12 protein-coding genes are annotated in these 14,673 nt (G+C 58.9%); 1 reads left to right on the top strand and 11 read right to left on the bottom strand.

What is annotated here, in order from left to right:
- Positions 1–289: 289 nt before the first annotated feature.
- The 8 genes from VGG64_26690 to VGG64_26655 form a co-directional block, all read right to left on the bottom strand.
- A complete protein-coding gene (locus tag VGG64_26690) occupies positions 290–2,452 on the bottom strand; it encodes an amylo-alpha-1,6-glucosidase (GenBank protein ID HEY1603220.1) in 2,163 nt (720 codons plus the stop codon).
- Positions 2,427–3,485, bottom strand: a complete 1,059-nt coding sequence (locus VGG64_26685; GenBank protein ID HEY1603219.1) for a glycosyltransferase family 4 protein — start codon at positions 3,483–3,485, stop codon at positions 2,427–2,429. Before VGG64_26685 ends, VGG64_26690 begins: the two co-directional genes overlap by 26 nt.
- Before the next feature lie 73 nt (positions 3,486–3,558).
- Positions 3,559–3,708 carry a hypothetical protein gene (locus VGG64_26680; GenBank protein HEY1603218.1) on the bottom strand — a complete coding sequence of 50 codons (150 nt, stop codon included), beginning with the start codon at positions 3,706–3,708 and terminating at the stop codon, positions 3,559–3,561.
- 160 nt (positions 3,709–3,868) lie between these two features.
- On the bottom strand, positions 3,869–4,063 hold the full coding sequence (locus tag VGG64_26675; protein HEY1603217.1) for a hypothetical protein: 195 nt from the start codon (positions 4,061–4,063) through the stop codon (positions 3,869–3,871).
- A gap of 124 nt (positions 4,064–4,187) precedes the next feature.
- Complete coding sequence (locus VGG64_26670) at positions 4,188–4,352, bottom strand: DUF3309 family protein (GenBank protein ID HEY1603216.1); 165 nt, start codon at positions 4,350–4,352, stop codon at positions 4,188–4,190.
- Between the two features lie 212 nt (positions 4,353–4,564).
- Positions 4,565–6,055 (bottom strand): mechanosensitive ion channel family protein, encoded by a 1,491-nt coding sequence (locus VGG64_26665; protein HEY1603215.1) that lies wholly within the window; start codon positions 6,053–6,055, stop codon positions 4,565–4,567.
- Between the two features lie 222 nt (positions 6,056–6,277).
- Entirely contained in the window at positions 6,278–6,469 is a 192-nt protein-coding gene (locus VGG64_26660; GenBank protein ID HEY1603214.1) for a hypothetical protein, read from the bottom strand.
- A gap of 119 nt (positions 6,470–6,588) precedes the next feature.
- Positions 6,589–8,073 (bottom strand): sigma-54 dependent transcriptional regulator, encoded by a 1,485-nt coding sequence (locus VGG64_26655; GenBank protein HEY1603213.1) that lies wholly within the window; start codon positions 8,071–8,073, stop codon positions 6,589–6,591.
- Positions 8,074–8,512: 439 nt separating this feature from the next.
- Here VGG64_26655 and treY point away from each other — a divergent pair, with 439 nt between their 5' ends.
- A complete protein-coding gene (gene treY / locus VGG64_26650; GenBank protein HEY1603212.1) occupies positions 8,513–11,929 on the top strand; it encodes a malto-oligosyltrehalose synthase in 3,417 nt (1,138 codons plus the stop codon).
- A 58-nt stretch (positions 11,930–11,987) separates the two neighbouring features.
- Here treY and VGG64_26645 read toward each other — a convergent pair whose 3' ends face one another.
- The 3 genes from VGG64_26645 to VGG64_26635 all read right to left on the bottom strand — a co-directional run bounded on the left by VGG64_26645 (position 11,988) and on the right by VGG64_26635 (position 14,341).
- Positions 11,988–13,217: a glycosyltransferase gene (locus VGG64_26645; GenBank protein HEY1603211.1), complete on the bottom strand. Its 1,230-nt coding sequence runs from the start codon at positions 13,215–13,217 to the stop codon at positions 11,988–11,990.
- Positions 13,214–13,882, bottom strand: coding sequence for a DUF5752 family protein (locus tag VGG64_26640; GenBank protein HEY1603210.1), 669 nt, complete (start codon positions 13,880–13,882; stop codon positions 13,214–13,216). The genes VGG64_26645 and VGG64_26640 overlap by 4 nt, the downstream gene beginning before the upstream one ends.
- A 153-nt stretch (positions 13,883–14,035) precedes the next feature.
- Complete coding sequence (locus tag VGG64_26635) at positions 14,036–14,341, bottom strand: hypothetical protein (GenBank protein HEY1603209.1); 306 nt, start codon at positions 14,339–14,341, stop codon at positions 14,036–14,038.
- Between the last annotated feature and the right edge of the window lie 332 nt (positions 14,342–14,673).

The raw sequence follows: 14,673 nt of genomic DNA, 5'->3' as shown, positions 1-14,673 counted from the left end.
AACCCGCGGCGGCAACCGGCGCGATGTAGATGAGCGATTCCATTTCGATTCTCCTTCAAAAGGGGGACAGCTTCGATGAAGTTGCTGTCTGGTGTGTGTTTTGAACGCCCTCTGCGATCTCACTCCCTGCAGGAAGCAAGTGGCGTGCCAGGAGCAAGGACACCACCGTAAGTCTTGCAATTCCTGGGAGTTGGGCAGTGCCATCGGCTTCTGGCAGCACAGACCGTCCTGAGCGAGGCCATCCATGCCAGCGCCCCGTATAAACAGAAAAGGCAGTTCAGCCCCCCATTTATTTGATTGCCACGATCTCAAGGTCGCCTTCTTTGCGCGTGACGCTGATTCCCACATCGTGTGAGTAGCGATCCAGCACGAGATCTGCCACGGCGTTCCCCACCCGCAGATTCTTGATCGTCACGCAGGTCAGCGCCTCGGGCAGGGCAGGGCGGCAAAAGCGCACCTGGCGGCGTGGCGCGTCGATCGACAGTCCCAGGCACGATTGCAGCAGAAAGAACACGGCGCCCGCGGCCCAGGATTGCGGCGAGCAGGCCACCGGGTACAACGTGGGGCCTTCGCCAGATCGCCGCGCGAAACCGCAGAATAGCTCGGGCATGCGGTGCAATTCAAAAAACGTGCTGGCATCGAACAGCCCGTGCATGACCTGTAAAGCTTCGTGTTGCAAGCCATAACGAGCGAACCCGTGGGCGATCAGGGCATTGTCGTGCGGCCAGACTGAGCCATTGTGATAGGCCATCGGGTTGTAACGCACCTCGGCTGTGCTGACAGTGCGAATGCCCCAGGCGGAAAAAGAATCCTCGCTCAACAGTGTTTTTGCCACCAATGGCGCGCGCTCGGGGTGGGCGATCCCCGAGAAAAGATCGTGCCCTGCGTTGGAAGCGCGCACTTTGCAGGGCCGCTTATGGGCGTCGAGCGCAAGCGCGTAGGTCTTCAAGTCGTCGCACCAGAAGGCGGCGTCGAACGCATCGCGCAATTGGTTCGCGGCGTCCCACAGTTCCTTGGCCCGCGGGTAGAGACCCAGCACCTCGGCCAGTTGCGCGGCCGCCGTGCGGGCCGCGTACACGTATCCCTGCACCTCGGCCAATGCCAGCGGTGGCGCGGCGAGGCTCCCGTCGGCATGAAAGACGGCATCAAAAGAATCCTTCCAGCCTTGCGATACCAGGCCGTGCTTGGACTGACGCGCGTATTCGACGAAGCCGTCTCCATCTTGATCGCCGTATTGATCAATCCAAGCCAAGGCCCGCTCGATGTGAGGCCACATCGTGGCGATAAAGTCCTGGTCGGCCGTGCGGTTGTAGTAAGCGCCGGCCAGCATGACAAACAGCGGCGTGGCGTCAACGCTGCCATAATATTTGCCGAAAGGAATCTCGCCCAACGCGGCCATCTCGCCTTGCCGTGTTTCGTGCAGGATCTTGCCCGGCTCGGCATCCTGCTCGACGCTCGTCGTCACGGCTTGATGCGATGCCAGGTACGAGAGTACCGCGCGGGCCATGGCCGGATTGATCCATAAGTATTCCAGCGCCGTGATGATGCCATCGCGGCCGAAGACGGTGCTGAACCAGGGGACGCCCGCGTAAGGGTAGGGTCCGGCGTCGGTTCGCGTCGCCATCATGTGCAGATCCGCAGCCGAGCGCTTGATCCAGGCATTGAAGACGGCATTGCTCGTCCAAATCATGGCGTCGTCGCGACGCGCGTCTTGAAATTCCTGCTGAGAATGGGCGCTGGCCTGGTCGAAATGCGCGATTTCGTGCGCGTGGTTCGTCTGGCAGGCCGCGGTGATGTAGTAGGTGCGTTCTTCGTTGGCGCCGAGTTGAACGTCGTACCACACCGCCGTCGCATTCAGTCGGTCGGGCGTGGGGGAGAAAGTTAGTTTTGTACGGCGAACGACATCGTCGAGCCCGCGATAAGCGAGCGTCAGTCGATCCTTCCCCACTTCCGGAGGCAGCAGCACGCCGCGCGCCTGGCGCTTGGTGCCGCGGACCTCGAAAATATCGGCGAAATCAGCTTCCAGCGACACACGCAACGACATTTGCACGTCGTGCAAAGCATAGTTGCGCGCCCGCAGTGCCGTATAGCAGGCACCCCGCCATAGGAAGCATGACCGCAAGATATGCACGCTCTCGCGAGGAAGTACAATCTGCTCGCCAGACTTCAGATCTGGGTTAGCCAGATCCACGGTCAGCAGGGAATTGTCTTCCAAGACAGTCGAACTAAGTAGCAGTGGCTGCCGACCATTGAGGGTCAGCTTCAGGCGGCTGATGAAACGCGTCCCGCCGAAATAAAGTCCTTCCTCTCCGAGGCCTACGGGTTGGATATCTCCGTATTGATCGAAAACTGCGAAAGCATCGTCGTGCTTGAGGACACGCGAGTGGTCGTCACTGCGCGAAGATGTGGCGAGAATATAGAATTCATTATTGACCTCGATGATCTCGTCCATCTGCTCCTCCCGGGTTCCGGAGCTTTTCGAAAAGTCGAACGTACTCGCGCGCCGCCCGCTCGATGGAAAAACGCGCTTCGAATTGTTCCCGACAGCGCTTGCGGTCCCAATTGGGTATCAGCTTGACGCGCTCGACGGCATCGTCGACGCTATCGCAAACGCAGCCTGTGACCCCTTCGTCGATTACCTCGGGCACGGCCCCGCGACGGAATGCGATGACCGGAGTTCCGCAGGCCATCGCTTCGATCATTACCAGACCGAACGGCTCGGGCCAGTCGATCGGAAACAATAGCGCACGGGCCCGTCCCAAAAAATCGTTCTTCCGGTCGTCATTGATCTCGCCGACGAATTCGACGTGCGATTGCCCGAACAGCGGCTTGATCTGCGTTTCAAAATAGTCTTTATCGACGTTGTCGATCTTGGCGGCAATTTTGAGCGGCATACGTGCGCGTTTGGCAATCTCGATCGCTCGATCGACCCTTTTTTCGGGCGAGATGCGACCCAAAAAGGCCAAATAGTCATCTGGCTTGGGGTGAAACTCCAGCAAGTTCGTCGGCAGGCCGTGGTAAATCGTGGCTTGCCATCTGGCACCGGGCAAAGGCTCGCGCTGACTGTCTGAGATCGAAACGACGGGCATATCCTTGAACTCGCGATAGAGCGGCGGCAGGTCGGGAATATCGAGCCGACCGTGCAGCGTCGTTACCTGTGGAACAGGTACGCGACGTGAGACTGGATAGTGCAAATAGTCGATATGAAAGTGCAAAATGTCGAACTGGGAAGCGCAGCGCGCCACGCGCTCGACGAGCAGGATGTGATGGGCAAGCGAGTCGACACAATTCTCGTTCAGACGCAAGGAATTTTCGCCCACCGGTACTAATTCGGCGGCCGTGATCGAATCGCCGCTAGCAAATAGCGTTACGTCATGTCCCTGACGGACTAACTCTTCGGTAAGAAAGGAGACCACGCGCTCGGTGCCGCCGTAGAGTTTCGGAGGCACACTCTCGTAGAGCGGAGCAATTTGCGCGATCTTCATGGCGGCTTTCCGTCCCAGTGCATGACTTACGTCCGAGCCGGCGAACTCTCCGACCCATGCAATCTGATGCGGCTTAGTGGCGCTTGAAGTACTGCACTTCGCGCTCGTGCTTTTCTGCCGCGGCGCGAGTCGTGAAGGTGCCTAGGTTTCGTCGGCGGCCGGTCTTGGGATTCTTCTTTCGCGAGTAAAGGCGATAGCTTCCTGCGGCCAATTTACGAATCATTGCTCAGTTCCTACAAATCCTACAGAGTTGCTCCCCCACTGCTTCTCCTCGTCGCATAGCGGCTACCAAAGCAAACGGGCCATAGCGCACAACCCACCAAGGTGCCCGCGCAAAGGCACCTTGATGAGTTGGCATCGCACCAGGGCAGATCCATGAAGAATTAGGGGCTCGGAACGGACTGACCGTCGACCGTCGGAGGATTCTTCCCCTTCGATTCGATCGTCGTTTCCGTAGTTTTGGTGGTTGATCCTTCGGGCGAAGTCACAGTGACTTGCTTCTTGACTTTGGCTTCCTTCTCGCAACCTACCAGAGACACTCCAGCGAAAAGTACGACGAAACAAAGCAAGAATCTCATGGCAAAGTCTCCAACAAATTAGGTGTGTGTTACCAACAAATGAGCCAACCGGAAGTAGTGCGATCTCTAAAACGCCGTGATAACAGGGCTGCATGACGTTGATGTGCTCGGGGGATTACTCCGGCTAGAAGTTCCAAGGAATGGCGCCGAATAAAGCCAACAGCAGGACGATCACCAATGCCAATCCCAGACCACCTGAGGGGTAATACCCCCAGCCGGTGTTGTAGGGCCACGCCGGAACAGCGCCGATAACCATCAGCAGCAGGATGAGAAGCAATAGCGTGGCCATAACATTCGCTTTCGAATATGAAGAAGGGTATTGTGCTGACCCACCGTCCGTCTGGTCGTCAACGATGCCGGCACATCGCCTGTGCGACCGTCTTACATGCTTTGCACTTCGCGTGCCGTTTGCGGAATCTTCAGCGATTCCGCGGCAATCGCTGTTGATGCGAACGGAAAGAACCCACGGTGATTGATGAACAACCGGGGAACGCGGGCGTTTCACGCACGCACGGGCGACGAGACATCGTGCGGCTCGCCAGCCGCGTCGGTGGGAGCCGGTTTCAATAGGTTCTCCCCGTCGTCCCGGCGCGCCTCATGGGCCTGCTCTTCGATCTGGTCGGCCTCCGTGCCGAGTTTGCCCTCGGCGCGATTGGCGATCGCGGCTGGGCTGCTGTGCGCTAAACGAGCTTCGGTCTTGGCCGAGTGATCAGAGCCACTTTGACGCTTTCGTTTCGCAGAGCGGCGCGGAATGGAACTTTTCTCGGCCGGAGCAGCGTCTGGCTCTATCACCGCTGATTGCTCGATGGGCCGCAAGGCTTGCTGCACAAGGCGTATGACCGAAGAACGAACCTTCAACCAACTGTGCTCTTTGCCATTGAGCCAGAAATAGACGCGCAGCACAGCCGTGGTATCTGTCATCGAATCGACTAGCACGAGAGATTCCGGGTCGTGCAGTACGGCGGGATGGTGTTCCAGCACGTCCATCGCCAGTTGCTGTGCGTCGTCGATCGACGCGTTACGGGGAATGCTAATGGTAAAATCATCACGACGATTCGGGCTGGTCGTGAAATTGCGAATCACGCTCTTGTAAACCGTAGAGTTGGGGATCTGCACTTCGTTGCCGTCCAGTGTCATGCTGACCGTCGTGCGAGTCGTTAAGCGCTGAACGTAGCCGACCACGCCGGCCACCTCGACCAAATCGCCAACCTGAAACGGATGCTGCATGCTGAGGAAGATGCTGGCCAAAAAGTTCTCGGTAATGTTGCCGAAGGCAACGCCAAGAACCAAACCCAGCAGGCCAGTCCCTCCTACGATTGTCAAAGCCAGGTGCGTGAGGTTGGCGATACGAAGCGTGAGATAGATGCCGGCCAGCAAAACCAGAAAGCCGAACGCCCGGGCGAACACCTCGCGCAGTAACGCAGCCGGAATCCGCTGGGTCAGGGCGACGCGCATCCAGCGGGTGACAACCCGGGCCGAAACCCAAGCCAAGAGCAAAATCACGACAGCGCACGCCATGAATGGCAGGGCTCGTATCGCGCCGTAGCGCATTTCCTCGAGGCTGGTGGCTGCCGGTTGAAAATTCCAGGCCGATGGGGCTGCCACATCCAACTCGTTGATCACCGCCACGACATCTTGCGTATTGCGGGCCAGTTCGCCGGCCCATGCCTTATGTTCATCAAGCTGGACCTGGCCGGTGAGAAAGACCACGCCCTCCTTGACCTCGACTTTGACTTGGGAATACCGGCCGGTGATATCGAGAATCTTGATCAGGCGTCGGCGGATCTCATCGTCATGAGCAAGCGGCGCCACTTGCACCTTCGCCGCCGGAGGGCTGGTGGGCGTGGTGACCTTTTCCACTGCCGAAGGGGCCGATGTACCCTCGGCGGCGATCGTCGTGACATTTGCCTCGGTGGCAAACAGGTTGTTCGACAAGAGAACGCCATACAACAGCGCGAAAATGCCGAGGCATTGAATAGTGGTGACTTTCATTGCGATTTGTTTTGGTGCTCCGCGCCATCGTGTCCCCACCTCGGCTTTCCGCGCGTCCTTGGGTCAGGCAGGGAAGCGAATGTCGTAGGGTGGGTACACAATGCGCAATATCGCCATCTTTGCCGCGAAAAAATAAAACGGATTGGCGCCCCAACTCGGCGTGCTCACCGGCCTGCACGCTGCGCTCCTGGCGCACCTACAAGTCAATGTTCGGAGGACGCCTTACCAATAACGATAGCCGCGATAAGCGCGCGGGCCATAATAGGGAGCATAATAAGGCCTATAGGCGCGGCGATAAGCAGCGCGCGCGTAGGGACGTCGATACACCACAACCTGTGCATTCGTCGGTTCGGGAGCCATGCCGACCAGTAGTACAGCCGCAGTTGCCAATACGAGTACGAATCTCCGAACCATGATCGATCCTCCTTTTATGCTGGATATGATGGGCATTTGAAACGCCCATGAGCAATCAATTTATTGCACTTCCTGTGCCAACCTTTGGGGCCAGCCATATCCTGCTGCGATAGCGCCAATTAACGCGCCACCGACGCTTCATGGGCGGATTGGTCGTCGAGATCGCCGTCGACCGTAACCGTGGTTCCCAGCGCACTGTGCAGAGTGCGCAGCTTATTGCGCAAGCTACCGCGGGTGATGCCGAGCACTTTGGCGGCTTGTGATTGGTTGCCGCGGGTGTGCTGTAGAATCCGCGTCAGGACATACCGATCAACCATCGCGATCGCCTCGGCGTACAAATCATTCGAGCGTTTCTGCAGTCGGCCATCGACAAATGCTTCCAGATCGCTGGCCGGGCTGGCAACGTTTACCGGGGCCGCTGGCACTCCCTTCTCTTCCGAAAAGCGCACGACGTCAGGCAAAAACTCGGGCAGGATCTGCGGCCCCGTGCTTTGCAGAAGGGCCTGCTTGACCACCGCCTCGAGTTCGCGCACATTGCCGGGCCAGGGGTAAGACGTAAGTAACTCCAAAGCGTCCGGAGTCAGCCCGCGCACGTCCTTACCGATTTCACTATTGAACCGTTGCAGGCAGCGATGGATCAGCAATTGCACATCCTCGCCCCGATCGCGCAGCGCCGGTAACTTGATGGAAAAGCCATTCAGCCGATAGTAGAGGTCCTCGCGGAACTCGCCATCGGCCGCCATCTGTTTCAGATCGCGATTGGTGGCGGCGATGATGCGCACGTCGGTCTGGATGGTTTCCCCCCCGCCCACGCGCTCGAAACGTTGTTCTTGCAAGACGCGCAGCACTTTGCTTTGCACGAGCGGCGCCATGTCACCGACTTCGTCGAGAAAGATCGTGCCGCCGGAACATTGCTCGAATTTGCCGATGCGCCGCTGATCGGCGCTGGTGAAGGCCCCTTTTTCATGCCCGAACAGCTCGCTTTCCAGCAATGCTTCAGGGATTGCGGCGCAATTCACCGCCAGAAAATGTTTGTCAGCACGGCGGCTATGATGATAGATGGCGCGGGCCACCAATTCTTTGCCGGTGCCGCTCTCGCCATGGATAAGTACCGTCACGTCTTGTGGCGCGACTCGACCGATCGCCTTGAAAACTTCCTGCATTTGTGGACTGCGGCCGATCAATTCGTCGCCGGTGGGTTCGCAGAACTCACCGGTTGTCACCTCGACCGGCACTTGCATTAAATCGCGGATTTTCAACGCCCGATCGACCAACTCGCGAAGCTTGGGCAAGTGCAGCGGTTTGAGCAGATAATCGTAAGCCCCCAGCTTCATCGCTTCGATCGCCGTGTCGCTCGAGCCCCGGCCGGTAATAAAGATCACCGGCAGCTTGGCGTCGAGCTGGCGAATTTGGTGAACGAGGTCCAAGCCCGACCCTTCGCGGAGGACGATATCGAGCAGCACCACATCCGGCCGTTCGGCAATAAGTGCCAGACCCTGCTCGGCCGTTTGCGCGGTAAGTACGGTAACGGGCGAGTCGCGAAAGGCCTGGCTGATCATGTGCAAGACCGTCCGATCGTCGTCGATCACGAGCAGTTTTGACATTGCATGAGTCCCCGGCGTTTGATGGCGAACGGCTGATCACCGACAGCGGTGGCGGTCGAAACTTGATCCTTGCGGTCGGAATGCAGCGACGCAAACGCTGTGCCGGTCTGAGGTCCCGCAATCGCGGGCACAATCCCTGGATTGTCGTCCTGCGGAATAGAACCGACGAGGAATGCGGCCACATTGGCATCGGTGTTGCGTTGCAGGCAATCGCCGCGGGTCGGCGGTCCCAATAGCGCCGCGCATTGGCCCGGGGGCCTAAAAGATTTGCGGACTTTTTGGCCGGCCTATCGGCATATGATCAAACGGAATCCGCAGTGGCCGTCTGACGACCAGCGGAAAGAGCCTTCACGTTGCCGATCGCGCAAGCATCGAAAAAGTAGCAGGTAGTTATCCCCCGGATGGGTTCGCCTCAGACCTCGAAAGGCGCACGAAACAAATGCCCAGCAGCAAGCGCACGACCAGTTGGCCCGAGGATGCTTCAACCGCAAAGCGGCAGGCTGTGGCGGGTGTTATCCAAGGAGTGCCTGAAACGAGCCAGGTTACGAAACTCGATCACCTCCCGCCGACGACGTCACAAAAAAAGGGCGATGGGGCGCAGCAGACGGTTGTCGACGTGGTCCTGGCGGAGATCGCGCGACGTAAGGTGGCGCCGCGCGCCACGTACAGATTGCAATTCCACAACGGTTTTGGATTTCGTGAAGCAGCCTCCGCGGTTCCCTACCTGAGGGCTCTTGGGATATCGCACGTGTACGCCTCGCCCCTAGGGCGCGCGCGGCCGGGAAGCGAGCACGGCTATGACGCCTGCAGTCAGCAAGAATTCGATCCAGAACTGGGCGGACAAGAAGGGTGGGACGTGTTTCAGTCCGCGGTACGCGAGCAGAGGATGCGGTTGATTTTAGACATTGTGCCAAATCACATGAGCACGCACTCCTCGAATCTGTGGTGGAATGACGTGCTCGAAAATGGTCCTAGTTCGCCGTTCGCGAAGTACTTCGACGTGGAATGGCAACCCGTGAAACAAGAGCTCAACGGCCGGGTATTGCTACCGGTTCTGGGACGGCAATTCGGAGACGCACTCGAAGCGGGCGATATCCGCGTGGAGTTCCAACAGGGCGCGCTATCGATACGCCTGGGCGAGCGCACGCTGCCGGTCGATCCGAAGACGGCGCCGCTGGTCTTGGCACGCCGACTCGACGAATTGCGCACGGCGCTCGCGGACGATGCCGAAGCGCTTGCCGATTATGAAAGCATTCTCACGGCGTTCGATCATTTGCCATCACGCACTGCGACGACAACTGAGGCGGTCGTCGAGCGGCAGCGGGACAAGGAGGTTGTAAAGCGACGTTTGCGTGATTTGGCCGCGCGCTCGGAAGTGATTCGGAGCTTCATCGACGACAACGTTGCCGCGATCAACGGCACCCTCGGTGATCCCGCCAGCTTCGACGAGCTCGACGGCTTGCTGGCGGCGCAGGTCTTCCGGCTGTGCCACTGGAAAGCCGCGGGCGACGAGGTGAATTATCGCCGTTTCTTCGATATCAACGAGCTAACGGCGCTATGCGTGGAGGACCCCGACGTCTTCTATGATACGCATCGATTGATTTTGCGTTTGTTGGGCGAAACGGCGGTGGCCGGCCTGCGTGTGGACCATATCGACGGGTTGTTTGCACCCGAGCAATATTTGTGGCGCCTGCAGTGGGGCTATTTGGCAGAGTTAGTCGCGCGGGCGCTAAAGGAAACCACATCGGTTACAGGTGCAAAGAGAGTCGCCGCAGAATCACAACCAGCGACTGTTTCGTCGGCCGACGGGAACCATGTGCCTGACGCGATGGGGGATTCCTCGCCCGACGCCGCAGATGATACGGAGCTGGCGCCGCGAACTATCATCGCGCTGTGCGACCGTCTGGGGCTGCCGCGACCGGGACCGGACGATTGGCGTGCCATTCTCGGCCGTGACGTCCATGCCGCGGCAGCCGGTGAGGGTACCGAGAATGCGGCGCAAGCCGTGCCGACGGCGGCCGCTGGGATGCATAACATTCCCCTCTTTGTCCTGGTCGAAAAGATCCTCGGGCCGCACGAGCCGCTGCCCGAGTCGTGGCCCGTGGCCGGTACGACGGGTTATGACTTCCAGCAAATGTGTGATGGCTTGTTCTTGCCCGACGATGGTTGGCGGCAGTTGAAGCGGGACTACGCTCGCCTGGTCGGCGAGACGGCGACGTTTGCCGAAGTGGCCTACGACAGCAAGTCGTTGATCTTGCGGGTGGCGATGTCGGGCGAGTTGCAAATGCTGGCCCATCATCTGAACAGGATTTCGGAACAGCATCGCCGCACGCGTGATTTCACGCTCAATATGCTTCGCTACGCGTTACGCGAGATTCTGGTCTGTTTCCCGGTCTATCGAATCTACCCAGGGCCGGCGGGCGTCTCGCAGCGCGATCGGCATTTCGTGGCGCAGGCAGTGGCCCTTGCCAAGCGGCGGAGCCCGGCGACGGACCCCGGCGTGTTTGATTTTGTTCGTGATGTACTATTGCTGGTCCATCCGCCGGGACTGAGCGAGGCCGCGATCCATCAGCGCGAGTTGTTTGCCGGGAGATTTCAACAGGTGACCAGCCCGGTCATGGCCAAGGGGGTCGAGGATACGACGTTCTACGTTTATTGTCCCTTGCTGTCGGTGAACGAGGTGGGCAACGGTCCCGAAGCGCCGAGCGTGGCACCCAGTGCGTTCCACGCTTGGAATAAAGAGCGCGCGAGCACTTTTCCTCAGGCGATGCTAGCCTCTAGCACGCACGACACCAAACGCAGCGAGGATGTGCGTGCTCGGCTTCATCTGCTGGCGGAACTGCCGCGACCATGGCGCACTGCCGTGCAACGTTGGCTGCGATTGAATCGGCGCCGCCATGTAGAAGTCGATGGGCTTACCGCGCCCAGCCGCAACGACGAGTATCTGTTCTACCAGAGTCTGCTGGGGATCTTTCCTCTCGATAATGGCGAGCACGATAACGGCCCGACCCTGACCGAGGCGACCCTGACTGAACGAATGGGTCGGTACATGGATAAGGCGGTGCACGAAGCCAAGCAGCGAACCAGTTGGATCAATCCAAACGAGGCGTACGACCGCGCCGTCCAAGATTTTGTGTCGAAAGTTCTGGACGATCGGCGCGAGAATCGGTTTTTGGCCGACTTGCGCAAATGGCAGCTGCCGCTCGCGACTTTAGGCCTGGTCAACGGTCTGGCCGAACTGGTGCTCAAGCTCACTTGTCCCGGGTTTCCTGATATCTACCAAGGGCAGGAGACATGGGCCTTCCGCCTTGTCGATCCTGACAATCGGCAGCCGGTCGATTTCCGCGCACATGAACAACTGTTGGCGAAAGTCTCGCAGGCGGTGGACGGCGACAGCGCGAGTTGCCAGAGATTAGTTCACGATTTAACTCAAAACCTCTCGGACCCGCGAACCAAGCTTTACGTGACGTGGCGCCTGTTGGAGCTGCGGCGGCGTTTGGATCCGTTTTTCAGCAATGCGGTCTACATGCCGTTGGCCACGCACGGTATTAAGGCGGAGCACGTCGTGGCATTTGCGCGCGTGGCAAATACCAAAGATGCCGCGGCGCAGCCGGCCGTTTTGGTCGTCGTACCTCGCTTGGTAGCTCGCCTTGTGCAACTCGACCTCGACGCCCCCGGCGCCAGCTTGCTCCCCTGTGGCGAGGAGGTATGGGCGGACACGCACATTGAATTGCCCTGCAAGATGAGCGGTACGTTCGTGAATGTGCTTACCAGCGCCGAACACGGATTAGATTCCCGCGCTAGCTTAGCCGAGTTGCTGGGCCAATTTCCGCTCGCCGTCCTCGTGCGGGGATGACGCCAGTATCGGCGCTTCCGCACGAGCAGGACGACGGCCTTGTAGGTAGTACGGCAGGTCAAGCCGCCAGTACATCTGTACCTGGGTGATCTAGCCACAGCAGCATCGAAAAGTAATCGCGCAGATGCCTGGTGAGCAGAAAATTCTCGCGCACAAATTCGTGTCCGGTGGCCCCCATCCGCGCTCGCTTGTCGTTATAGCGGAGCAGGTAGCGGATGCGATAAGCGGCGCCGGCGGGCGAATGGACGAGGAAACCAGTCTGATAGTCGTGTACCTGCAAGGCGATACCACCCGAGGCGCCGCCGATCACCGGCTTGCCCTTCCATAAGGCCTCGGTCACCGTCAGTCCAAATCCTTCTTTGAGCGACTTTTGCAAGACGACCACGGCCGAACGCTGCAGCGCATTGATCTCGCGATGCGAGTCCGACGGGAGCAAAAGCACGTGCAGATCAGGATCGTCGCCGGCGCGCTCCAGAACTTCGTTCAAGACTTCGGCCCCTTCGGGATCGTCGTCGGCAGGGCCGCCGACCAGAACTAATTGCAGCTCGGGGTGCGCAGGCTTTACGAGACGAAACGCTTCGACAACACCCAGCGGATCCTTGAAGCGATCGAAGCGCGACACCTGCAACAGCATGGGACGCTCGGGATCGATTCCCAGGCGTTCCAGAATCGCGATCCTCTCCACATCGTCCAGCGGCGAGTTCTTCACCGCCAACGGATCAATCGAGGGGGGAATAAGGAACATGGGTCGATTCAATGGCCGAGTAAACGAGGCCATGGAAAAGATGGTCGCTTCATAATCCGCGATGCCGGCCGCCAGGTGTTTCCAGACAGCGCGATTGGGACGAGAAGCGTCGATATGGCAACGCCACACCCAACGGCCGACTTTACCAGGCGTGCTGAAGCGCGGTAGGAACATCGGCTGCGGATCGTGTATGAATACGACATCGGCTTCCAAATCTAATCGCCGTGCGTTGGCTTCGTTCAGATCCAGGTGCAGCTTGAAGTCTGCCGGTCGCAGATTGACAGGCAGGCCTTGCAATCCATTGTGAAATGACTTTGTGACGCGATAGAAATCGGCGTTTCCTTGAATGACCTCCCAGTGGGCGTCGATACCCAGCTCGTTCATGAGCGGGATCATCCAGCCGAGAATCTCAGCGACGCCGCCCCCCTGCCGGGTCGAGTTCACATGGATGATCTTCTTGCCTCCCAAGCGTGTGGCCAAGTGCCGCAGCCGTTCGATCTCGGGCCGGCCGACAACCTCTTCGTAGCGGTTCAACAGGCTCATGCCGCACCTCCGAGAACAATATGGGGTTCAGCCAAAAAGGCACACATTGTCTCGATAAGTTGCTCGCGCAGCTGATTCAGATTGAGAAAGTAGAAATCGATCTTGCGGATCCGCTGAATGAGCTCGATGGGTGCCTCGATATCCTCAAGCCAAGCCGAAAAATCGTCGACGTTGTTGCGGCGATACGCCTCGTGCATGTGATAGAAGAGCGAGCGTCGCGACATGCGAGGCAATGCCTCCACCACACCGGCCAAAGTGGCGAAACGCTCGCCGGTGTCGAAGGCCACTAATCGTGATTCCACCAGGTGCAACTCCAAACCCGGCCGGCACCAAGGGACTCGTTCCAGGGCCCACAGGTGGTTTTCCAGTACGTCGATCAATTCGGAGCGCGCCCCTTCGACACTGGTGAACGCATAGGGATTCATCAAGGCCAGTTCTTCGGCCAATTCACGATCGCCCAGAGCATCCCAACACCACCGTGCCAGATCGTTTGGAAACTCGTAAAGTTCGAAGTGGTCCTCTAAGGCACAGCGCATCAAATGGTGTTCCAGTACGATAGGGCTGGCCGACCGCATGGCATCCAACAGCTCGCGCAGGTTCAGGCAGGCTCGCCCTGTCGCGCATCGTACCAAGCTGCAATCTTCGACGATAAAGTCTTGGGGCATATGTTGAGTCCTTCCCATTTAGGCGTTCGTCGCAGAATCACCATGCAAGGCTAGGGGTGGGATTCCGGAGGCATGGAATCTTGTAGTCGTCAAATTTGCGCCCATTTGGATCAACCCGACCGAGGTCCTAAATCGTGCCGAAAAGCAACGAGGTTAAGGCGTCGCCTCTTGCGCCTCCTCACGCCGCTCGCGAATTCGTTCGCGAAGCGGTTGTCCGTCGACGCCCACTTGCACGCCACCGGGCCCTACGTCGACGTCGACCTCGTTCGCCGCGCGCGGGACGGCCGGCGCTGCCGCCGGAGTATCTACTTGCAAGTTCACGCCGGGCGCATCAACTTTTAGCTCGTGCTTGGGCGCCGGGGCATGATCGATCCGCTGGTCCTTGCAACCGGCGCTCAGCGCACCAGTAATCGCTAGCAGGCCCCCACAAAGAAGACAGGCCTTTCGCTTGATGATCATGATACGTTCCATTCGTAATAAGATTGCCTGGCCAGAGGAAAGGGTCGTCACTAGCTCGCCCGCACATTTTGCCATGATTTCCGCTCGGCAGTCGCTGGGCACACCTCATGCAAGGTCCGTGCCAAGCGGTCTGCCTGCTGACAAACGCTGATGCAATGCAACCTAGATAAGTGATTTGCAGCCGCGCTGGCTCACATTCGACCAGAGTTGTGGAGCGACGATTGGGGCTCGGCAGGCCCAGCTTGGCGCGGTAAATAAACAGGCACTTCAATACGGCAGGGGCTAGCAGCCGCAAAGGGGTCATTATTGCTCTGTAGAAACCGTGGCATGGC

Source organism: Pirellulales bacterium (assembly GCA_036490175.1).
GTDB lineage: Bacteria > Planctomycetota > Planctomycetia > Pirellulales > JACPPG01 > JACPPG01.
Note: the sequence above shows the minus strand (reverse complement) of the source record. Positions and strands in the feature narration are given on the sequence as shown.

Excerpts from the sequence above, each read along its gene's own strand:
- VGG64_26645 (HEY1603211.1), bottom strand. The coding sequence starts at position 13,217 with ATGAGCCTGTTGAACCGCTACGAAGAGGTTGTCGGCCGGCCCGAGATC.
- VGG64_26655 (HEY1603213.1), bottom strand. The coding sequence starts at position 8,073 with ATGTCAAAACTGCTCGTGATCGACGACGATCGGACGGTCTTGCACATG.
- VGG64_26670 (HEY1603216.1), bottom strand. The coding sequence starts at position 4,352 with ATGGCCACGCTATTGCTTCTCATCCTGCTGCTGATGGTTATCGGCGCT.
- VGG64_26640 (HEY1603210.1), bottom strand. The coding sequence starts at position 13,882 with ATGCCCCAAGACTTTATCGTCGAAGATTGCAGCTTGGTACGATGCGCG.
- VGG64_26665 (HEY1603215.1), bottom strand. The coding sequence starts at position 6,055 with ATGAAAGTCACCACTATTCAATGCCTCGGCATTTTCGCGCTGTTGTAT.
- VGG64_26660 (HEY1603214.1), bottom strand. The coding sequence starts at position 6,469 with ATGGTTCGGAGATTCGTACTCGTATTGGCAACTGCGGCTGTACTACTG.
- VGG64_26680 (HEY1603218.1), bottom strand. The coding sequence starts at position 3,708 with ATGATTCGTAAATTGGCCGCAGGAAGCTATCGCCTTTACTCGCGAAAG.
- VGG64_26690 (HEY1603220.1), bottom strand. The coding sequence starts at position 2,452 with ATGGACGAGATCATCGAGGTCAATAATGAATTCTATATTCTCGCCACA.
- VGG64_26635 (HEY1603209.1), bottom strand. The coding sequence starts at position 14,341 with ATGATCATCAAGCGAAAGGCCTGTCTTCTTTGTGGGGGCCTGCTAGCG.
- treY (HEY1603212.1), top strand. The coding sequence starts at position 8,513 with ATGCCCAGCAGCAAGCGCACGACCAGTTGGCCCGAGGATGCTTCAACC.
- VGG64_26685 (HEY1603219.1), bottom strand. The coding sequence starts at position 3,485 with ATGAAGATCGCGCAAATTGCTCCGCTCTACGAGAGTGTGCCTCCGAAA.
- VGG64_26675 (HEY1603217.1), bottom strand. The coding sequence starts at position 4,063 with ATGAGATTCTTGCTTTGTTTCGTCGTACTTTTCGCTGGAGTGTCTCTG.